Below are 19,182 nucleotides of genomic sequence, written 5' to 3'. Positions count from 1 at the left end.
TGCATCCTACGAATTGTGGGATGCATTTTTGAACTTTAATTTGGGTTTGTTACGCTAGAACGGCACTATTTTGGCGGCATTCTCTAGCTGCGGCTACCATTTCTATAAGGGCTTCCCTGGTTTCTGGCCAGTGTCTGGTCTTTAACCCGCAATCCGGATTGATCCAAAGTTGCTCTACCGGAATCTGTTTGGCGGCTTTTTCCATTAAAGCAACCATCTCCGCCCTTTCCGGAACTCGTGGTGAGTGAATGTCATACACTCCCGGTCCAATCTCGTTGGGATATTTAAAAGTTGCAAAAACGTCTAAAAGTTCCATTTGCGATCTTGAACATTCAATAGTAATGACATCGGCATCCATATCCGCTATATTGGAAATGATATCATTGAACTCGGAATAACACATGTGGGTGTGGATTTGCGTTTCATCCTTAACACCACTAGCAGAAATTCTAAATGCTTTTATGGCCCAGTTCAAATAAGTATCCCAATCTTCTTTACGTAAGGGTAGCCCCTCTCTAATAGCAGGTTCATCAATTTGAATTACCTGTAACCCGGCCTTTTCAAGGTCTACAACTTCATCACGGATGGCCAACGCAATCTGTGTACAGGTTTCAGAACGTGGTTGGTCATTACGTACAAAGGACCACTGTAAAATGGTAACCGGGCCGGTCAACATTCCCTTTACCGGTTTCTTGGTCAAGGATTGTGCAAAAGCGGACCATTTGACCGTCATAGGCGCTTCTCTGGATACATCTCCGTAAATAATAGGAGGCTTTACGCATCTGCTACCGTAGCTCTGTACCCAACCAAAGCTCGTAAAGGCAAATCCGTTTAGTTGTTCCCCAAAGTATTCTACCATGTCGTTTCGCTCAAATTCACCATGTACAAGTACGTCTATACCCGTACGCTCTTGGAATTCTATGGTTTCCTTTGTTTCCTTTTCCAAAAGAACATTGTACTCCTCAACAGATAGGTGTCCTTTTTTGAAATTGGCCCTCCAGCTACGTACTTCTTTGGTTTGTGGAAAAGAACCAATGGTAGTGGTAGGGAACAAAGGAAGGTCTAAAGCTTCTTTCTGAAGTTTCTGTCGGGTTGGGAATGTGCTTTCCCTTTGGTCGTCTTTGGCGGTAAGGGCGCTTACGCGTTGTTTTACTTTTTGATTATGAATTAGCGTTGCCGTTTTTTTATTGGCAAGCGCTTCGCTATTCTTTTTTAGCTTTTCCAGACTTCCGGAAAGGTTCTCTTTATTGGCCAACTGTTTGATTGTGGCAACTTCTTCTAATTTTTGTTTGGCAAAGGCTAGCCATTGCTTGATTTCTCCACTTAGGTTTTCTTCGTTGGATTCTAAATCCAAATCGCAAGGGGAGTGTAGCAAGGAACAGGAAGGCGCAATAAGAACACGTTCGGCACCCACATGGTCAATTGCTTTTTGAACCAGTTTAAGGGATTTCTCATAGTCGTTTTTCCAGATATTTCTACCATCAACTACTCCTAAAGATAAATGAGTGTAACTATTTAGTTGTTTTGATTCTATAATGTCATCTAATTGCAACGGACAGCGCACTAAATCTAAGTGTAAAGTGTGTACGGGTAGAGCTAATGCTGTATCTATATTTTCGCCAAAACAGTCAAAATAATTGGCGACCGTTAATTTTAAACTAGGGAATTTGGTGGCGAAATATGAATAGGTTTGATGTATGGCGCGCTGCTCTTTTTCCGTAAGGTTGAGCGCTAAATAAGGTTCGTCAAATTGAACGTATTCCGCATCAATATTAACCAATTGCTGAAGAATTTCTTCATACGCGGGAAGAAGTCTTTCTAAAAGGTCTATTCTATGAAAGCCATTTTCCTTTTCTTTTCCCAGTAAAAGGAAAGAAACAGGGCCGATCAGTACCGGTTTGGTTTTGATACCTAAGTCTAGTGCTTCTTTGTACTCGTTTATGATTTTATCAGGAGAAACATTAAACACTTGGTTTTTAGTAAATTCTGGAACAATGTAATGGTAGTTGGTGTCAAACCACTTGGTCATTTCCATAGCGGTAATATCCGCTCCATCTTGTTGAATACCCCTTGCCATGGCAAAATAAAGGTCATGGCCGGAGAAAGACGGGTTGTTTGCCAGTGCAGTATAGCGCTCTGGAATACACCCTAAGGTTGTAGAAAGGTCCAATACTTGGTCGTAAAGGGAGAAGTCGTTACTCGGAATCAGGTCTATACCTTGTTCTTTTTGTAACAACCAGTTTTCTTTCCGGATGTTTTTTGCTGTAGCCAACAGGGATTCAAGGTCTGTTTTTCCAGACCAATATTGTTCTAGGGCTCTTTTTAATTCTCTTTTACTTCCAATTCGGGGATAACCAAGGTTGGTAGTTTTCATGCTGTTGTTTTTCAATTAATATCTATGCAAAGCTATTGTAAAGGATATTTTATCCATAATTATGATTTTAATTAAGAATATTTAACTGTAAATAGGTATTTTTAAAGTGTAAATGAAAAGTAAATGTTCTGTAAAGGATGTTTTAAAGACGATTTATCTATGGAAAATTTGGATTTGACCGATTTGAAATTATTAAAACAGCTTCAAAAAAACTCGAATATTACTACAAAAGAGCTGGCTGCTAATGTTAATCTATCTCCAACCCCGGTTTATGAGCGAGTGCGAAAATTGGAAAAAGAGGGGTATATTAAAGGGTATTCCGCTTTGTTGGATGCAGGAAAAATGGGGCTAGAGCTGATTGTTTTTTGTGATATCACCTTAAAACAACATACAAAGGATATTGGAAATCAATTTGTTGAGGATATTTGCGCGGTAAAAGAAGTAACGGAATGTTATAATATTTCCGGCGATTATGATTTTAGGCTGAAAGTGTTGGTGCGTGATATGAAGCATTATCAGGACTTTGTAATCAACACCTTGGGGGCTGTAAATAATATAGGGAGTGCGCACAGCACTTTTGTAATTGGGACTATAAAACAAGGGTATGGTGTTCCGTTTTAGTAGATGCGGACTGCAGTTTGGGGCGGTTTATCTACAGTTGGGTCATATTCATTTTTAAAACGGGCTATGGTTGGGCATCTTTACATTGCTAATTGGTATGGATGTTTTTTAGAAAACAAGAAAAATGGGTGGCAGTAGGATTTTAAAGGAGCTCTTTTGGGGTTTTGTTATTGGGAACATAGTCTTCTTTGGGTTTAATACATATTGGTATTTTACCAATGAGCAAAGATTTGAATTGATTTTCGAAGATGTCTGGCGGGAGTATATGGTGAACATCATATTTTCGGTGGTGTTGTATGTTGTAAATATGTATTGGTTCTATTTTCTTTTGACGAAGTATGAAAGAAATATATATACCATAAAGCGAATGGTGTTCGCGGTGTTGGGAAATGCGGTTATATCCTGTTTTGGTGTTTTTGTAGCCACTTTTATTGCAATGGTTTCCCTCTATGGTAAGTCTGTTCAAGAGGCTTTGGTATATCATTCAACGGATAATTACCTGCGCTCTACTGCAATTTCCCTGATAATAGCTATGGTTTTTTACGCTATCTATTATTACAGGTATAGGCAAGAGAATAAGGTTAAGGAGCAAAAAATAATAGCCAATACGGCATCGGCAAAATTTGATGCATTAAAGAATCAATTAGACCCTCATTTTTTGTTCAACAGTTTAAATGTGTTGTCTAGTCTTATAGAGGAAGACCCGTATCAAGCACAAAAGTTTACTTCTTCTTTATCAAAGGTTTATAGGTATGTACTTGAACAAAAAAGTAAAGACCTGGTTTTGGTTGATGAGGAGCTTAAATTTGCCAGAACGTACGTGCAGCTCTTGAAAATGCGATTTGAGGACAGTATTGTTTTTGATATCCCAGAAGCAGCCTTGAACCCGGAATCCAAGATAGTACCATTGTCACTTCAGTTATTGATTGAAAATGCGGTAAAACATAATGTGGTAACCTCTAGCAAGCCACTACGTTTACGGGTGTTTGAGCAAGAAGGAGAACTGATTGTAATTAATAACCTGCAGGAGAAACAGGTGGTAAAGAAGAGCAGTGGTGTGGGCTTGTATAATATACGAGAGCGCTATGCCCTTTTAACGGACAGGAAAGTTCATATAGATAAAACGGCAACCGAGTTCAGTGTCAGGTTGCCTATACTTTTAAAACAAATTTCAACTATGGAGGTGCAACAAGAGTATATTCAGGATAAACGCTATGAGAAGGCAAAAGAGCGTGTGGAGGCTATTAAAGGGTTTTATGGTAATTTATTGGCGTATTGTATTGTAATCCCCTTCTTGGCTTTTTTGAATTATAGGACGACCAGTTTTCCGTGGGTTATTTTTCCTGTAATGGGATGGGGTTTTGGAGTGGCTATGCACGCTATGGAAGCTTTTGGTACCAATCCGCTTTGGGGAAAACGTTGGGAGGAAAAAAAGATGCGGGAGTATATGGATGATGAAAACTTTTAGTCCGGCTGTAGTGGTGATTTATAACTTAAATGAATAGTTTGCAATTCGGTCTTAAAAAATTACAGTTCAGGAAGTAATATTTTAAAAATGGAGCATTTTGGACGAATTTTGACCCAGTAAACAATAACCGATAAAACACTTAAATTATGGATAGGGAAAGTAAATACATTAGAGCAAAAGAAAGGGTTGAGGCAGAGAAGAAATTTTATACAGGGTTAATTTCCTATGTAGTTGCCATAAGCTTTTTGGCGGCCATAAATTATTTGACGAACGGCTTTGCTTACCCTTGGTTTCTTTGGGCTGCATTTGGTTGGGGAATAGGTGTTGTTGTGGGTGCGATAAAAACGTTCGGAAATAATTCGTTGTTTGGACGTGATTGGGAAGAGCGCAAAATAAAGCAGTTTATGCAGGAGGATGAGCAGAGAACTAAATGGCAGTAAGTATAATGTTAAAACAAATTAAAATGGATCAATCATTAGATAGAAGGAGTAAACAGGCTAGGGCAAAGAAACAGGTGGAGCGATTAAAAGGGTTTTATATTCATTTAACTGTTTTTGTTTTGGTGAATATCATGGTTATGACCGGAGCTGTAATCGGTAACATGAACAATGGCGAGAGTTTTACAGAGGCGTTCTTTAATTTCGGAACGTTTTCTACATTCTTCTTTTGGGGAATAGGGGTTTTGTTTCATGGTTTTAAGGTGTTCTCGTATAATCCTTTCTTTGGTAAAAAATGGGAGGAGCGCCAAATTCAGAAATATATGGAGGCGGATAAAAACGAAATGAAGAAGTACTTTTAGGTAGCTAGATTTAAACCAACCCAACCCAGTATGAAGACCATAATTATAGAAGATGAAAAGCCTTCGGCAAGGCGGTTATCACGTTTGTTGTTGAATTTAGGTGTAGAAGTGTCGCAAATGCTTCACTCTGTTGAAGAGGCTGTTGAATGGTTTCAAAATAATACGCATCCAGACCTTATATTCTTGGATATTCAGTTGTCGGACGGACTTTCATTTGAGATTTTTGATACCGTAGAGGTGAAAAGTGCTATCATTTTTACGACTGCTTTTGATGAGTATGCGTTGCAAGCTTTTAAGTTGAATAGCATTGATTATTTGTTGAAACCCATAGATGATGAGGAGCTGGAGGCGGCTGTTGAAAAATATAGGTCCTTAAGGCCTGAAACCAAGCCTATGACGCTCAACTTTGATGATATAAAAAATCTCTTGGTAAACCCGTTGGAGCGGGAATATAAAAAACGATTCACAGCAAGGGTGGGGCAGCACTTAAAAATAATCAATGCAGATGAAGTTGAAAGTTTTTATAGTGAAAATAAAGGAACTTATGCGGCAACTTCGGATGGTAGAAATTACCTTTTGGACACCACCTTGGAAAATCTGGAAAATGAATTGGAGCCTCAAACTTTCTTTCGGGTGAGTCGCAAATTTTACATCAATATAAATCATATAAAAGACATTGTTTCTTACACTAATTCTCGGCTTCAAATCAAGTTAAATCACTTTAATGAGCAAGAAGTCATTGTAAGTAGGGAGCGTGTCAAAGACTTTAAGTTATGGTTGGAGTAAATTAATTTAATGATTTGATTTAAAGTTTATTAATAGTCTGTATAGATTTTTCTTATAGTGCGTATTTTAGCAAAAAAATCTATTTTTCTACACGATTTTCATCAAAAGACGAAGGGAGTAACTTTGGAATTAGTTTTATAAAAATGGGCAAGAGCACGGCACCTCCCGGAAGTATAAAAATAGCTAAGGAAGGTATGCTTTTAAAAATATCGATCAGTTGGTTTTGTACCTTTTTCTTTTCTTCCGGGGTAAGATCTTTTAAGGTAGATTTTGAAATGAGGTAGACCAATTCTTTGCTTTCGGATAGTTCTTTTTGTAAGCGCTTGCTATTTCTTAAAATCAGTTTATTTACCATTTTGGACATGTTATCATAAAACTGAATCGCTAGATTGGTGTCTTTTAAAAAGGGTATAGTTTTAGAATTTTTTATAAAGAAAATTTTAATTTCCTCAAGGGAATTAAGAATATCCTCTTCTGCTAATTTCAAGTCCTTGCCAAGACCAAATATAAACTCTGATTCTTGGTATTCTAAAGACTTGTCTTCCCATACCGCTAAACAGGCTACATCTAAAAAATATCGGTTTTCAATTTCGGAACGGTTCTCAAGTAGTTTTTCACGGTATGAACCGTCAAAATTTTGGGAATCAATTTCAATAAAGGTCAATGAGGACGCAAATAGTTGTGCCAAGCGTTCATCGCTCTTGTTCTTTTCTTTGGAGCTAAGGGCGTGATAGGTAATGTTTATGGTAAGGTACTCTACCAATTGTGCCTGCTCTCTTATATTTATAGAATTGCATAAGTACCGCTTAAATAGAAGGACATCTATAAACAATAATGAATTGGTAATAATGCTGTTGAATGTCTTGCTAATTAAGTTATCTCCAAGAGAAACTCTAGAATCTATTAGTTTTTCTAAATGCGCAGCCGTTTGTGAGCCGGTAAGTATTTTGCTAAGAAGAGAAATATGACCAATCTCTAATTCTTTATAAAACCGAAAAATTTCTTCTAGAAAAGCCTTGAAGTCCGTTTTGCTGGTCTCCAGGGTATAGGTGCTGTAGAGTGCGTTTAGAAGGTTGATTTTTGCACACTCATCTTCGGAAAGTTTATGTTCGGCAACAATGAATTGTGGAATACCCATGTTGATACCGTAAACGAAACCGGTGCTTCTTAAGTCACGGTAGAGTGTATCAAAACTAGAGTAGCGGTCTCGCTCTTTTTCTACAAGCGAACCGAATTTATTGATCCAACCTGAAGCCGAAGGGTTCATAGTTTTATTGGTTTTTAGAGTGCCAAATTACGCTAAAATGAATAAAAACAATCCTCGTTGGGAATAGAATATGTTTAGATAGCCCATTTTTAAAAACGAGGTGTATATGGGGTTGGGTATTGTCAAATTACTAATAATGAGAGGATTCAATTATGTATAAAAAGTAATAGGGCTTCTAAGGGAAATGTTTCCGCTGTTTTTCATTTAACATTTTATTAACATTTAAAACCAAACCCTGCTACTAAAGTCCCGTAAGTAGGGGTGAATTAATAATCATTAAAAACTTAAAAATGAAAAAGACAAAACTTTTATTTGGCATGGGAATCCTCGCCGTTGTTGGTGCGGTTCTAGTGGCTGCGGATCATATTGATGCGCCAGGAACAACGGGCAATACTGCGGATATTGCGGATTTCTACGGATTTGAATCGCCTTCTAATCCAGAGAATACGGTATTTATTGTAGATCTACAGACCAACGTACTTCCTGATTTGGCATATGGAACATTTGATGAAGATGTATTAACGGAAATCAATATTGATACAAATAATGACTTAATAGAGGATTTGGTTATTCAGGCCATCCCTAGAAAAGATACCATGTATTTCTTTGGTCCTGTTGTTCCTGCTGAAACCGGAAAAACCAGTGGTGTTATGGTTGACACTCCATTAGGGCAAGTTGCTATATCTGGCGAAAGTGCATTAACGACTACTACAGAAGACGGTGTTTCTCTTTTTGCTGGACCAAGACAAGATGCTTTCTTTTTTGATTTTGGACAATTCAATAAAGTAATTGGCGGTACTGCACCAGAAGGTTTTTTACCAGAGGGCGAGGCTGTAGATACTTTTGATGGAGCCAATACAATGGCCTTGGTGTTGGAGATTCCTAATAGCATTCTAGGAGAGACTACGGCAACTAACGCATTAGGTTTAAAAGTGTACAAAACTTGGGTAACTACCAATAGAAAACAATAATAACTAATCTTAAAATCAATAAAAATGAAATTACATACTTTAAAATATATGTTTCTCTCGCTTTGTGCAGCTACCATGTTTGTTGCTTGCGATGATGATGACGCTTTAGAAATGGTAGAGACCAGTTGTACGGATGGTGTTATGAACGGTACCGAAACCGGTGTAGATTGTGGTGGTACTTCTTGTCAGCCGTGCGAAGATGGTGGCGGTGACGGAGATGGTGGTGACGGAATGATGGTTACACCTCCGGATTTTTCAGGAACCTACGCTCAAGTAGATTTTATGGGTAGACCAGGAATCAATACAGTATTGAGTATTCCTGATTTTAAAGATCCTTACAACCAAGCTGTACCATCTACTATAGCTGAGTTTTATCAAAAAGATTTTGAAAATAGATTGGAAGGTTTGCATGATGTGTATGCAGAGTTGTTAGGTCTTAACCCGGAGGACGTTAATTATCAACCTAATATTTTAGGAGATATTTTGAATGGTCCTGATAAGGATGGTTTTACTGATAATCCTGTGAGTGCAGAACTTTTAACCACAATTCTAGCGAACGATGTTCTGGAGGTTGCTCCAGATTTGCCAACTACCTATTTTAACCCGGGTACAGGTGCTCCAAATTATGAAGGAGCTATTGGTTTAACGGGTAGAACGTTACAAGATGATGTTATTGATGTTTCTCTAATTCTACTATTTGGTGGAGGTGATGGAGCACGTTTTAACGGACAAGAAGTAGAAGGTGTAGGTACTTTTCCAAGATTAGTTTCGGATGGTGTTGCTTTTACTGCACAACCTACAGGTACATTCCCTTATTTGGGAGCTCCTGAATAAGGCGCAAGTCTATGAAAAAGAAGGAGTGGGGAGGATGGTAATCCCGTCCTCCCTTTTTTAAAACAATAATTTCCGAACCTTAAAAACTTGAAGATGAAATACATTACCCTTTCCCTATGCATTGTGTTGCTTTTTCTTTCCTCATGTAAAACCGAGGGAGAAGACCTGTTGACACATAAGGAAGATTATAATAAATATTTGACCTCTCAACCGGCCAACACAACTTCAAAGTATTTTGAACTTTGGAATTCAAAGATAAAACCGGATAGCTCGCAACTTATGAGCTTTGGTATAGTAGGAGGGGAGTACAACCGGTATTTTAAAAATACTGGAGACATACAATACTTAAAAAAGGCCGAGCAGGTTCTGAAAAAAGCGGTAGATATAGCCGCTATAGGAAAGGCCGGTTATTATAGGGCTTTGGCCAGAAATTATGTATCGCAGCACCGTTTTAGAGAGGCCGTGCAACTTGCAGATTCAGCACGAACGGTAAACAGTGGAGTAGACCAAACTTTAGGGCTTTTGTTTGATGTGAATATGGAACTGGGCAACTACAGTAAAGCTGAAAGTTACTTGGATAGTTTAAAGAACATGAACGATTTTGGATATCTCATTCGATTGGCAAAATGGAATGATTACAAAGGCGACTTGGATACTACCATACGGTTTATGGAAAAGGCAAAACAAAAGGCCGATGATTCAAAAAATAAAGAGTTAAGGCTATGGGCATACACCAATTTGGCAGACTATTACGGTCATGCCGGAAGAATTGAAGACTCATACAAGCACTACTTAAAAGCATTGGAGTTAGATCCTGGTAACGCATATGCCAAGAAAGGAATAGCATGGATCGTGTTCTCGCACGAAAAAAAAGCAGAGGAAGCCATGCGTATTCTTGATTCTGTTACAAAAACTTACAAAGCGCCGGATTATTATTTGTTGAAGGCCGAGATTGCAGATTTTATGGGAGATGATTTAAAAAGTCTATCCAATTTTGATGCATATTTTGAAATGGTGAAAAACCCGGCATATGGAGATATGTACAATGCCTATAACGTTTCACTTTATTTAGATCGTACGGACCAGTTTGATAAAGCATTGCAGCTCTCAAGAGAGGAAGTGGGTAATAGACCTACTCCGGAAGCCTATAGTTTGTTAGCGTATAGTCATTTCAAAAAGGGAGATAAAGAGAAAGCCTTGGAAATTGTTCAAGAGTATATTGAAGGCAAAACTTTTGAACCCGGTATACTACTTTATGCGGCTGAAATTTATAAGGCGACCGGACAGATAGAAAAGGCCGAAGAAATAAAAGCAGAATTGGTTGGTGCAGTTTATGAATTAGGGCCTTCGTCAGAAAAAAGTATTATGAATTTGTAAAAGATAAATGGCTTGTTGAGGTTTTACTTCGCAACTGTTTGATTTTCATAGAGGTTTTTAGATTAGAGTTGTTGTTTAAGGTGTCAAAACAGTAGTTTTGGCACCTTTTTTAATGAAAAAAACAAATTAATTGTGTTTTTTTTAACTTTAGTGTAGGAAATTTCAAAACTAATTATTATGTTTACCTTCCAAATTACACATATGCTATTCTATGGTATTATACTATACCTTGAATAAGAACGATTTAACCTAAATAGTCCCCAAAATTAGTAGTGTTATGGAATACATTCTTTTCTTCGCTTGGCTTTCATTTATGTCTATTTTATTATACCGCATCGTAATAGCTCGACGAGCCCTTAGAAAATCCCTTAAAACTGAAAAATAACCGTTATCGTTTTCTACGATAATACAGAATTGACGGGAGAGTTACATTTTGTTGGAACTCACAACATAAGTTGATACTGTACGCGTATTTTCTGTTTAAGCTGTGTTTTTGCTCATTTCCGTCCTTATTTCAACCAAGATCTAATTAGAACGGGCAATAGCAGTAAATCCAGCACCAGTGCGGTTAATAGGGTTACACTTACCAATAAACCAATAGTAACGCTTGGGGCATGCGCTGAGAATAGTAAGATTAAAAAGCCAAAGAACAAGGTAAGCGTAGTTATTATTAACGCTCTACCGGTTTCCGAAAAAGTTATGTTTAGGGCTTCTTCTTTATCCAACCCTCTATCTCTACATAACTTGTACCTTCCTAAAAAGTGAATGGTGTCATCTACGGCAATTCCAAAAACAATAGCAAAAACAACGGAAATTGTAGATTCCAAGGGAATACCGAAATATCCTAACAAAGCCCCTGCAAACAAAAGGGGAACTAGGTTGGGCAGTAATGAAATTAGTAGCAGTTTGTAGTTTCTGAAAAGAAGGGTCATAATAAGAGCTACAATCAGTAAACCTGCTAAAAGCCCGGATATGAGGCTATCTTGAATGTAATAAGAGTTTTTGTCCAAGAGCACCCCACTTCCTGTAAGTTTAAATTTTACTTTGGAGGAGTCCGTTTGACTTGCGATAAAATTGTCAAATCTTTTATATAGTAGATTTAGAGTATCTGTGCCAACATCTAGTACTCTCGCCTTTATTCTGGCTTTGGTCTCGTTTCCGTTTACATATTTATTGTACTGTTTATGGGCCATTTTTTTGATGTCTCTTTTATAAATGTCAAAAGTCTTATGGTCTTGGGGTAGTGTAAAATATTCCGTTTTATTTAGGTTGTGAGCTTTGTTAAGGGCTTTGTAAAATGTTGTAACGGATTGTATGTTTTTTATAGGTGCCTCTTGCGTCAGTTGTTGCTCTGCCAGTTCAATTTGTTGGATTACATCAAAATCGGATATTTTGCTGCTACCTTGGATCATGATAGCCACTTCTAATGGCCTAAAACCGGAATAGTGGTCTTGAAAGAATTGAAAATCTGTGGCAATAGGGCTATTGGTCGGTAAGCTTTCTTTAATTTGATAGTTGGTATCTATTTTGGTAACTCCAAATGCACAGACTAGTGTAAATATAAAACTTCCGTAAAGTATAGGTCGGTGTCTTTTCTTGGTGAAATCATTCACCTTGCCCAGTAGCCCAGGCCATAGGTTAGATGTTGTCTCCTTAGGTAATAATAGCTCTTTTTTTGGTAGTAATATAAGAGCACTAGTTAGAAAAATTACTGTAACAAAAGCCGTTAAGACTCCCAAAGCAGCATTTATACCAAAATCACTAATACTACTGGATTTTGACGTTAGTAATGATGCGAACCCTATTGCGGTAGTGGCAGAGGTTAAAAGCGTTGAGGTACCTACTTCTTTTAATGCAGATAATAACGCGTTCTCTTTGGAAAGCCCTGTCTTAAGTTTATTTAGATAATCATCTACAATATGAATTACATCAGAAGTGCCCACTATGAGCATTAAAATAGGGTAGAAAGCAGCCATTGCATTAAGCTCCTTTCCTAATACGGACAATAGCCCCATAAAGAGCAAGAGCGCTATGGTTATGGAAAACAAGGCTATGAAAACAATGATGACTTTGCGGTAAATCAATAGTAAAACAATGAATATCAAGAGAATGGAGGCGATACTTGTTTTTATGACCTCTTGTTTTTGCATGGCCACCAACGCCTCATAAAAATAGGCGCGGCCCAAAAGGTGATGGTCGGGTAACTCATATTTAGCCAACAGTGCTCTAACTTCGGTCAAAAGAACAATGCTCTGCTCGTAATCAAGTTTGTTCTCCGTTTCCAACGCCAGTACCAAAGACTTGGCATTTTCATCTATTAGCGCATTAACATATAGGTTGTCTTCCCGTATTTTTTCTAGATCGGTTTTATACTGGGAAGGGTCATCTAAATGGATAATGGGTAATTTGGTATAACCAAATGAGGTTTTTAAGGGATAAAAAAGAGTTGTAAGAGATTGGGATTCGGTTACGTACGGAAGCTTTCGGGATTCTTTTGATAGTTCATGAAAACGTTCTAAAAACTCTTCTTCAAAAACACCGGAATTATTTTCTACGGCAACTAGTAGAAAATTATCATCGGTACCAAATTCGTCAATAAATTCATTATAAAAAACAAGGTCCGGGTCTCCTTGTGGGAAAAACTGACTAAAATCAAAAGAGAACTTTAAATCATTAAGAGACATTGCCGCTAAAACACTCAAAACACCAAAGGCAAGTAGTACGGTTTTCTTTAAAGCAAGTAATTTATGCATATGGAATATCTGCTGAACAATTATAGCGCTAAATTACCCCATTCAAAGACGATAATCAATTACTTTACTAAAACATAAGGTATCTTAAAACAAAGAATGACCAACATACAGAGAATATTGCCCGCCTTGTTACTTTGCTTAAGCTTTAATTTTATAATTGCTCAAAAACAGCAACAAAGTAGTCAAGACTCCATCGTTAAGAATTTAAAAATTTCTGCTTTTCCCGTAGCATTTTATACACCGGAAACCGCTTTTGGGTTTGGAGGTATAGGTATTGCCAATTTTTGGCTCAGAAACGAACAGAGAGAAACGAGGCCTTCATCCATACAGTTGGGGCTAAGCTATACTACTAAAAGTCAATTTTTACTATATATGCCTTTTGAGTTTTATAAGGATAATGAGAAATGGCGTTTTTTAGGGGAATTGGGTTTTTATAAGTACTTCTATAATTTTTATGGAGTTGGAATTGATAGTAAGGAGGAGGACGAAGAAGTCTATGAGGTTACCTTTCCTAGGGCGCGCTTGGCTTTGATGCGTGAGGTACTTCCCAGTTTTTCTATAGGATTGGGTTATGAGTTTGATAGCTTTAGTAGTCTGAAAATTAAAGAGGATGGAATTTTAGAAGCCTCGGATGTTCCAGGAAAGAAAGACGGTACAATATCAAACATTGGTATACAGGCGTTTTACGATACACGGGATAACATCTTTTTCCCAACCAAAGGATTCTATATTCAGGGAAGCATTTATACTTCTAGTAAAATTTTGGGTTCTAGCTTTAAGTATTCTAAATTTCAATTGGACAATCGCTTTTATCAGAAGGTGGGAAAAAAACAGGTAGTTGCTGCCAATGTTTTTTTAGGGGGAAGTAGTAAGAGTACTCCTTTTTACGATTTGTTTTATTTGGGATCTCCGCGTACCCGAGGTATCAATAACAGAAGATTTCAGGATAATTCGGAATTGAGTATGGCTTTGGAATATAGATTTCCAATTGCCGGAAGATTTGGTGGAGCGGTTTTTGGTTCTACTGGATCAGTAGCGCCCTCGTTTGACAATCTGTTTTCATCTGCCTATAAAAATGCGGCAGGAGTTGGGCTCCGGTACATTATCAATAAGAGAGATGGTGTGCGTATACGCGCAGATTATGGTATGTCTAGCGAAGGAGGTAACTTCTATTTTACGATAAAAGAAGCATTTTAGAAACGGGGTTTAAAGGTTGGTCCAATTATCTAAATCCAAGGTCCAATCGTAATCTTTATACTTTAAATCAATATTTTTTGTAGTTGGAATAATATTAAATTCCTTTAAAATATCCTTCACCCCACTTTTACAACCAAAATCTCCCCTAAACCAACTGAATAGGGTGGTCACAGCGACTTCTCCGGTTTTTTGGTTATAAGTAGAGGTCTTTGTTAAATGTGCAGCGGTACTTTGGTTGAGCTGTTCGTTTAGCTTGTCCGGATTGTATATCGCAACTGGCGGACAGTCTTTTGCTCCACAATTTAGTGCAAAATGAACTCTGTAGTCCCTTTGGTCTACCCTTAGTTTCCGTTCAAATTTATTCGGGAACCATTTACGTATAAGGCCCAGTCCCAAGTTCCACTGCGATTTTCTAATAATACCGTGCTCTATTTTCTCAAAAGAAACCAGCCGGCCCGCTATGGGTATTTGTTCCGAACTGAAAAAAGTTCTTCGGTTCTCATATTTTTCCGGGTAGTTGGATAGAATAACTTGAATATAGGCATTGTAAATATTGACCCAAAAGGCTATTTTTTTTTCATCTGTATTTAATCCTTCTTCCAGATTTTCTAAAGTGGTATTGTAAAGTTGGGCTTGTATGTCATTAGTTTCCTGGTTATTACGTACCCTAGTTAAAAAAGTTTCCGAGAGTATATTCAGGTCTAAAATTTTGCTATTGTCCGTTTGCCCGTAAATGGGGGCAATGAGCAAAATAAAGAATAATAAAATAACAGGACTTTTATATCGGATACCGTTCATGGGTTCTTGTTTAGAATTGTACTATTGTTACCTACGTAATATTGGAACCAAAGGTTTGGTTGCTAATTATAGCGAAACCTTTCTTTTAAAATTACGTAGATATGGTTTGTAAGAGCAATTTTATTGATTAACAAATTAGCTCTTGAAAAAACTTATACAACGCTATGATATCTATTGTTATACCTGCTCACAACGAAAGGCAGAATTTGTTACATCTACTACCTTCACTTGAATTAAATTCTAACGGGGTTGTTTTTGAGGTTATTGTGGTGCTTTCTTGTGATAGCATGGATGGCTCGGAGAACTTGGAGGTCTCTTCACATATTTCATTTGTTAGATGCAAAGACAGGGGTAGGGCAGTACAAATGAATACGGGTGCTGCTTTGGCAAAGGGGACTATTTTGGCGTTTTTGCATGCAGATGTAAAACCCCCCAAAACATTTTTGTGTGATATAGAAAATGCATTGAGAGGAAAATATGAGGCTGGGTTTTTCTCGTACCAGTTTGATAAAAAGAGTTTTTTATTGAATATTAACGCTTCATTTACCGGTAAGGATGGCATCTTTACGGGTGGAGGTGATCAATGCCTTTTTATAGAACGCTCTACTTTTGATCTGCTCGGCAAATTTAATGAGCGGCAGATTTTGATGGAGGATTTTGAATTTTTTAAACGAATGAAAAAAAATCATATTCCGTACACCATCGTAAACAGTGATTTAATTGTTTCTGCTAGAAAATATGAAAGTAACTCCTACCTGCGCGTAAACCTAACAAATCTATTACTTGTAATTCTCTTTAGAATGGGGCTTCCTTCCCATAGGCTAAAATTTGTCCACAATTCACTTATTAATAGGGACTATCAACATAAGACATGATAATTATTTGCGTATATAGCACAATCCTATGAATAAAAAGAGCTTTGCCGTTAATGGCAAAGCTCTTTTAGCTCAGAGTTATAATCTATTATGAAGATGCTACTGCTCCTAATGTATAGAGCTGCTCTAAATTAGGTGATTCACTACCACCTGCTGGCTCAAGTGTAATACCAAAAGCTTCGGTCTGGTTTGGATTGTCCAAAGTAAAAATCTTGTTTTCGTCTTCGGTGAAATCCTCTAGAAGTCCCATGCTGGTAGGCGTTAAAGGGTCTAGTTTTAGAGACCATACTTGGTACACCATACCGTCCGGAGGTTCCGGTAAACCTTGCGCATCTATATACACTTTGTCTTCCTTCTGGTTCCAATACGCCTTGGCATAGGAGGTAGGAGAAACTTCTTGACCGCCCAAAGGTGTAAGGATAATGTCTTTATCCCTAAGTTTAGTTAACAACTCATTGGTATTGGCCAGTGACCCGCGTGCTTCAAAAATTTCTTGTTCCAGGATTTGGTTCTGTTGTTCAACAACATTAATGTCTGATTTAAGTTGTGTATTTTCATTGTAGAACCACGCCATACCAACACCCAATAAAATGGCAGCGGCCCAACCTGTATAACTGCTCCAATTGGATTTTTCCTTAGGAAACTGAACTACTTTGGTGTCTTTTCTTTCACCAATACGTACCTTAACATCATCAAAACCTTTTCTTTTGGCCAATTTTGGAGCAACGGTTTTGGTCAACTCCAAAATAGATGCTTCTATAGCCAATATCTCTTCTCGTATTTCAGTATGCTCACGTGCATATTGAAACACCTCAATATTTTGTTCTTCCGTGAGCGCTCCCGCCACGTAGAGTTCCAAAATTCCCGATGCTATATATTTGTCTACTTCCATTCTAATGTAACATTTTTCCGTAATTGGGAAATACAGCTTCTATTTCGTGTTTTTACGGTGCCTAAGGGAATGTCCAGCTCTTTTGATGCTTCTGTTTGGGTGTAACCCTTGAAATAAAGCATTTCAATAATCTCCAGACATTTTTCCTTAAGGTTCAAAACCAATTTTTTAAGCGCGGAAGTGTCTATCTCTTCTTTGTTTTCTTCAGGACTATCCGCTCTGTTCAAAATACCTACGAAGTAATCTGCCGATAGGTTTTTTTTCTGGTCTTTATAGGATTTTGAGCGCACTTTATCGATGGCAGCATTTCGGGCAATATTCAAAATCCATGTAAAAAAACGTCCTTTTGAAGCATTGTAGCTGTCCGAATTGTTCCAAACCTTGGCAAAAACATCCTGACAGATTTCCTCTGATAAGCCCCTATCCTTTACAATAGTGTATATTACGCCACATATATTTTCCCAATACATATCGTAAAGCTTTTCAAAAGCCAGAATATCCTTTTTTTGGAAGCGAACGACCAAAGTGTCTAAATCCATAATTTATAGTAAATGAGTTAAAGATAGAAAAAACCGCTGGTAACAGCGGTTTTTGGTGTTAAAGTCTACTAATACGATTATTTGGTAATGCCGGCACAACCAATTCTAGAACCTGCATCTCCACTGGGTTGAGAAGTAAAATCGTCTTGACCTTTATGTACAATTACCGAACGCCCTATGATATTTTTAGTTTCATCATCACAACCTATACACCACTTATCGGTAGAGAACTCTACGGTAGCATTTCCGTCTGCATCGGCTGTAAAATTACCTATGTCACCTTTATGGAATCCTTTGTCCGCGCCCCATTTTCCATGTGGTTCGTCAGTAGGGTTCCAATGACCACCAGCAGATTTACCGTCATCGGATGAACAATCTGCGTTTTCATGTAAATGTATGGCGTGCGAACCTTTTTCCAAACCGGAAAATTTAGCTGTCATTTCAACTTTATCGCCATTTTGAACAAAGGTAATTTCACCGTTCATGTTACTATTGCTTTTAGAAGTCATCATGACGGTTAGTGTATTGTCCATGTCCCCTGTTTGCATTTCAGATGCACTATTCTCCATTGGCTCTGCACCTTTGTTCATGCCATCTGTAGATGTGTCTGCTGCATTCTTTTTGGTCTCTTTGCAATTAATCATAGTCAATGCAAGCATTGCTATAACCCCTAGTTTTATATTTTTCATTGTCTTGATGTTTTGTGATTAAGTTGAAATGTAATAAGAAATTAGGGCGCTTTCAACCTTCGTAATCGTATGCGGCACGATTCTTTTTTATTGCGTTAAAAAATAGAGGGTATAAAAAATCCCCTTACCAAATAAGTACTGGTAAGAGGATAATTTTATGAGATACTAAAGGAAACTCAGGTACTTCCTTTTTATTTCTTAGTTCTTTTGAAGCAATACTTCTGCATGAACGGCTACTTCGCTCCATGTTTTGCTAACTCCATCCTTACCCGTATGTAATGCTTCACAGGCTTTGTTGATGGAAGCAACGGCATCTAGGGCATCCCACTCTTCTAGATTCATAACACCGTCAAAAACTAGAGAGGTATCCGAAACGGCTTTATGAGTCAAAGGAATAGTTGCAGTGTTACCGTTAAGTGTAACATCAATAAAGTAATTGTTATCTTCTGAAATATTGAATACACCAGAAATAAGTTCAGTGTTCTCCATTACTCCAAAAAAGAATTCCAGAATTTTTGGGTCACGCGTGCCTGTAGCGTCGTTGGTAAACAAACTGCTTACGGGAATGCTAAATTCCGTACCATCCAAAGCAGCTATAGGAGAATCACCTTCGCCTGCTTTTGTAATATTTATTTTTGTGAACTTGCCGCCAACCGGTAATTTTTCAGTGGTCTTATAGGCCGTAAAGCTAACCTTAGTAGAGTCCTGTACCAGGCTATAAGTTTCTGTCGCAGCTTGTGCTTCGGTACTTTGCTCTTGTTCTTTTTTAGCTTCTTTACAGCTAAAAGCGCCAACTAACAGTAGTCCAAGGACTATCAATTTAATTTTTTTCATGTTCACTGTGATTTTTTAGGTTTGGCATCAAAGTTAATCATTCTTAGAGCGAAACCAAGGTAGGATCAAGACGATTTTAACACATAAAACTGAATGGGTGCGTAGTTT

At 37.7% G+C, this 19,182-nt stretch carries 18 protein-coding genes; 10 read left to right on the top strand and 8 right to left on the bottom strand.

Annotation, left to right across the window (positions count from 1 at the left end; genetic code table 11):
* Window positions 1-49: 49 nt before the first annotated feature.
* Window positions 50-2,374: a 5-methyltetrahydropteroyltriglutamate--homocysteine S-methyltransferase gene (gene metE, locus Q4597_RS09490; protein WP_303406011.1), complete on the bottom strand. Its 2,325-nt coding sequence runs from the start codon at window positions 2,372-2,374 to the stop codon at window positions 50-52.
* A 159-nt stretch (window positions 2,375-2,533) separates the two neighbouring features.
* Between metE and Q4597_RS09485 the strand changes: the two genes are divergently transcribed.
* The 5 genes from Q4597_RS09485 to Q4597_RS09465 all read left to right on the top strand — a co-directional run bounded on the left by Q4597_RS09485 (window position 2,534) and on the right by Q4597_RS09465 (window position 6,048).
* Window positions 2,534-2,995, top strand: coding sequence for an Lrp/AsnC family transcriptional regulator (locus tag Q4597_RS09485; protein ID WP_215914851.1), 462 nt, complete (start codon window positions 2,534-2,536; stop codon window positions 2,993-2,995).
* Between the two features lie 124 nt (window positions 2,996-3,119).
* Window positions 3,120-4,463, top strand: a complete 1,344-nt coding sequence (locus Q4597_RS09480; protein WP_303406010.1) for a 2TM domain-containing protein — start codon at window positions 3,120-3,122, stop codon at window positions 4,461-4,463.
* Between the two features lie 146 nt (window positions 4,464-4,609).
* Window positions 4,610-4,903 carry a 2TM domain-containing protein gene (locus Q4597_RS09475; RefSeq protein ID WP_215914686.1) on the top strand — a complete coding sequence of 98 codons (294 nt, stop codon included), beginning with the start codon at window positions 4,610-4,612 and terminating at the stop codon, window positions 4,901-4,903.
* A 23-nt stretch (window positions 4,904-4,926) separates the two neighbouring features.
* Window positions 4,927-5,262, top strand: coding sequence for a 2TM domain-containing protein (locus Q4597_RS09470; protein WP_303406009.1), 336 nt, complete (start codon window positions 4,927-4,929; stop codon window positions 5,260-5,262).
* Between the two features lie 30 nt (window positions 5,263-5,292).
* Window positions 5,293-6,048, top strand: a complete 756-nt coding sequence (locus Q4597_RS09465) for a LytTR family DNA-binding domain-containing protein (protein WP_303406008.1) — start codon at window positions 5,293-5,295, stop codon at window positions 6,046-6,048.
* A 79-nt stretch (window positions 6,049-6,127) separates the two neighbouring features.
* Here Q4597_RS09465 and Q4597_RS09460 read toward each other — a convergent pair whose 3' ends face one another.
* Window positions 6,128-7,315, bottom strand: coding sequence for an LETM1-related biofilm-associated protein (locus Q4597_RS09460; RefSeq protein WP_303406007.1), 1,188 nt, complete (start codon window positions 7,313-7,315; stop codon window positions 6,128-6,130).
* A gap of 290 nt (window positions 7,316-7,605) precedes the next feature.
* On the opposite strand from Q4597_RS09460, the gene Q4597_RS09455 reads away from it, so the two are divergent.
* From Q4597_RS09455 to Q4597_RS09445, 3 genes are all read left to right on the top strand, one after another.
* Complete coding sequence (locus tag Q4597_RS09455; RefSeq protein ID WP_303406006.1) at window positions 7,606-8,286, top strand: DUF4331 family protein; 681 nt, start codon at window positions 7,606-7,608, stop codon at window positions 8,284-8,286.
* A gap of 24 nt (window positions 8,287-8,310) precedes the next feature.
* Window positions 8,311-9,120, top strand: a complete 810-nt coding sequence (locus tag Q4597_RS09450) for a DUF4331 family protein (RefSeq protein ID WP_303406005.1) — start codon at window positions 8,311-8,313, stop codon at window positions 9,118-9,120.
* Between the two features lie 93 nt (window positions 9,121-9,213).
* Window positions 9,214-10,497, top strand: a complete 1,284-nt coding sequence (locus Q4597_RS09445) for a tetratricopeptide repeat protein (protein WP_303406004.1) — start codon at window positions 9,214-9,216, stop codon at window positions 10,495-10,497.
* A 509-nt stretch (window positions 10,498-11,006) separates the two neighbouring features.
* On the opposite strand, the gene Q4597_RS09440 is transcribed toward Q4597_RS09445, so the two are convergent.
* Window positions 11,007-13,250 carry an RND family transporter gene (locus Q4597_RS09440; protein ID WP_303406003.1) on the bottom strand — a complete coding sequence of 748 codons (2,244 nt, stop codon included), beginning with the start codon at window positions 13,248-13,250 and terminating at the stop codon, window positions 11,007-11,009.
* 96 nt (window positions 13,251-13,346) lie between these two features.
* On the opposite strand from Q4597_RS09440, the gene Q4597_RS09435 reads away from it, so the two are divergent.
* Complete coding sequence (locus tag Q4597_RS09435; RefSeq protein ID WP_303406002.1) at window positions 13,347-14,447, top strand: BamA/TamA family outer membrane protein; 1,101 nt, start codon at window positions 13,347-13,349, stop codon at window positions 14,445-14,447.
* A gap of 9 nt (window positions 14,448-14,456) precedes the next feature.
* Here Q4597_RS09435 and Q4597_RS09430 read toward each other — a convergent pair whose 3' ends face one another.
* A complete protein-coding gene (locus tag Q4597_RS09430) occupies window positions 14,457-15,245 on the bottom strand; it encodes a DUF547 domain-containing protein (protein WP_303406001.1) in 789 nt (262 codons plus the stop codon).
* Window positions 15,246-15,409: 164 nt separating this feature from the next.
* Between Q4597_RS09430 and Q4597_RS09425 the strand changes: the two genes are divergently transcribed.
* Window positions 15,410-16,120, top strand: a complete 711-nt coding sequence (locus Q4597_RS09425) for a TIGR04283 family arsenosugar biosynthesis glycosyltransferase (protein ID WP_303406000.1) — start codon at window positions 15,410-15,412, stop codon at window positions 16,118-16,120.
* Window positions 16,121-16,208: 88 nt separating this feature from the next.
* On the opposite strand, the gene Q4597_RS09420 is transcribed toward Q4597_RS09425, so the two are convergent.
* The 4 genes from Q4597_RS09420 to Q4597_RS09405 all read right to left on the bottom strand — a co-directional run bounded on the left by Q4597_RS09420 (window position 16,209) and on the right by Q4597_RS09405 (window position 19,074).
* On the bottom strand, window positions 16,209-17,012 hold the full coding sequence (locus Q4597_RS09420) for an anti-sigma factor (protein WP_303405999.1): 804 nt from the start codon (window positions 17,010-17,012) through the stop codon (window positions 16,209-16,211).
* The gene (locus Q4597_RS09415; protein WP_215914676.1) at window positions 17,003-17,551 is read right to left on the bottom strand and encodes an RNA polymerase sigma factor; all 549 of its coding nucleotides are present in this window, start codon (window positions 17,549-17,551) and stop codon (window positions 17,003-17,005) included. Before Q4597_RS09415 ends, Q4597_RS09420 begins: the two co-directional genes overlap by 10 nt.
* A gap of 77 nt (window positions 17,552-17,628) precedes the next feature.
* The gene (locus tag Q4597_RS09410) at window positions 17,629-18,240 is read right to left on the bottom strand and encodes a superoxide dismutase family protein (protein ID WP_303405998.1); all 612 of its coding nucleotides are present in this window, start codon (window positions 18,238-18,240) and stop codon (window positions 17,629-17,631) included.
* A 198-nt stretch (window positions 18,241-18,438) separates the two neighbouring features.
* Window positions 18,439-19,074 carry a hypothetical protein gene (locus Q4597_RS09405; protein WP_303405997.1) on the bottom strand — a complete coding sequence of 212 codons (636 nt, stop codon included), beginning with the start codon at window positions 19,072-19,074 and terminating at the stop codon, window positions 18,439-18,441.
* Window positions 19,075-19,182 lie beyond the last annotated feature (108 nt).

The sequence above is a fragment of the Zobellia sp. 1_MG-2023 genome (genome assembly GCF_030549125.1).
GTDB lineage: Bacteria > Bacteroidota > Bacteroidia > Flavobacteriales > Flavobacteriaceae > Zobellia > Zobellia russellii.
This window is presented reverse-complemented; position numbering and strand designations above follow the sequence as displayed.

What these genes read in the sequence shown, in the direction of transcription:
- Q4597_RS09450 (WP_303406005.1), top strand. Translation starts at nt 8,311, where the DNA reads ATGAAATTACATACTTTAAAATATATGTTTCTCTCGCTTTGTGCAGCT.
- Q4597_RS09425 (WP_303406000.1), top strand. Translation starts at nt 15,410, where the DNA reads ATGATATCTATTGTTATACCTGCTCACAACGAAAGGCAGAATTTGTTA.
- Q4597_RS09470 (WP_303406009.1), top strand. Translation starts at nt 4,927, where the DNA reads ATGGATCAATCATTAGATAGAAGGAGTAAACAGGCTAGGGCAAAGAAA.
- Q4597_RS09445 (WP_303406004.1), top strand. Translation starts at nt 9,214, where the DNA reads ATGAAATACATTACCCTTTCCCTATGCATTGTGTTGCTTTTTCTTTCC.
- Q4597_RS09415 (WP_215914676.1), bottom strand. Translation starts at nt 17,551, where the DNA reads ATGGATTTAGACACTTTGGTCGTTCGCTTCCAAAAAAAGGATATTCTG.
- Q4597_RS09420 (WP_303405999.1), bottom strand. Translation starts at nt 17,012, where the DNA reads ATGGAAGTAGACAAATATATAGCATCGGGAATTTTGGAACTCTACGTG.
- Q4597_RS09475 (WP_215914686.1), top strand. Translation starts at nt 4,610, where the DNA reads ATGGATAGGGAAAGTAAATACATTAGAGCAAAAGAAAGGGTTGAGGCA.
- Q4597_RS09465 (WP_303406008.1), top strand. Translation starts at nt 5,293, where the DNA reads ATGAAGACCATAATTATAGAAGATGAAAAGCCTTCGGCAAGGCGGTTA.
- Q4597_RS09455 (WP_303406006.1), top strand. Translation starts at nt 7,606, where the DNA reads ATGAAAAAGACAAAACTTTTATTTGGCATGGGAATCCTCGCCGTTGTT.
- Q4597_RS09410 (WP_303405998.1), bottom strand. Translation starts at nt 18,240, where the DNA reads ATGAAAAATATAAAACTAGGGGTTATAGCAATGCTTGCATTGACTATG.
- Q4597_RS09430 (WP_303406001.1), bottom strand. Translation starts at nt 15,245, where the DNA reads ATGAACGGTATCCGATATAAAAGTCCTGTTATTTTATTATTCTTTATT.
- Q4597_RS09460 (WP_303406007.1), bottom strand. Translation starts at nt 7,315, where the DNA reads ATGAACCCTTCGGCTTCAGGTTGGATCAATAAATTCGGTTCGCTTGTA.
- Q4597_RS09485 (WP_215914851.1), top strand. Translation starts at nt 2,534, where the DNA reads ATGGAAAATTTGGATTTGACCGATTTGAAATTATTAAAACAGCTTCAA.
- Q4597_RS09405 (WP_303405997.1), bottom strand. Translation starts at nt 19,074, where the DNA reads ATGAAAAAAATTAAATTGATAGTCCTTGGACTACTGTTAGTTGGCGCT.
- Q4597_RS09440 (WP_303406003.1), bottom strand. Translation starts at nt 13,250, where the DNA reads ATGCATAAATTACTTGCTTTAAAGAAAACCGTACTACTTGCCTTTGGT.
- Q4597_RS09480 (WP_303406010.1), top strand. Translation starts at nt 3,120, where the DNA reads ATGGGTGGCAGTAGGATTTTAAAGGAGCTCTTTTGGGGTTTTGTTATT.
- Q4597_RS09435 (WP_303406002.1), top strand. Translation starts at nt 13,347, where the DNA reads ATGACCAACATACAGAGAATATTGCCCGCCTTGTTACTTTGCTTAAGC.
- metE (WP_303406011.1), bottom strand. Translation starts at nt 2,374, where the DNA reads ATGAAAACTACCAACCTTGGTTATCCCCGAATTGGAAGTAAAAGAGAA.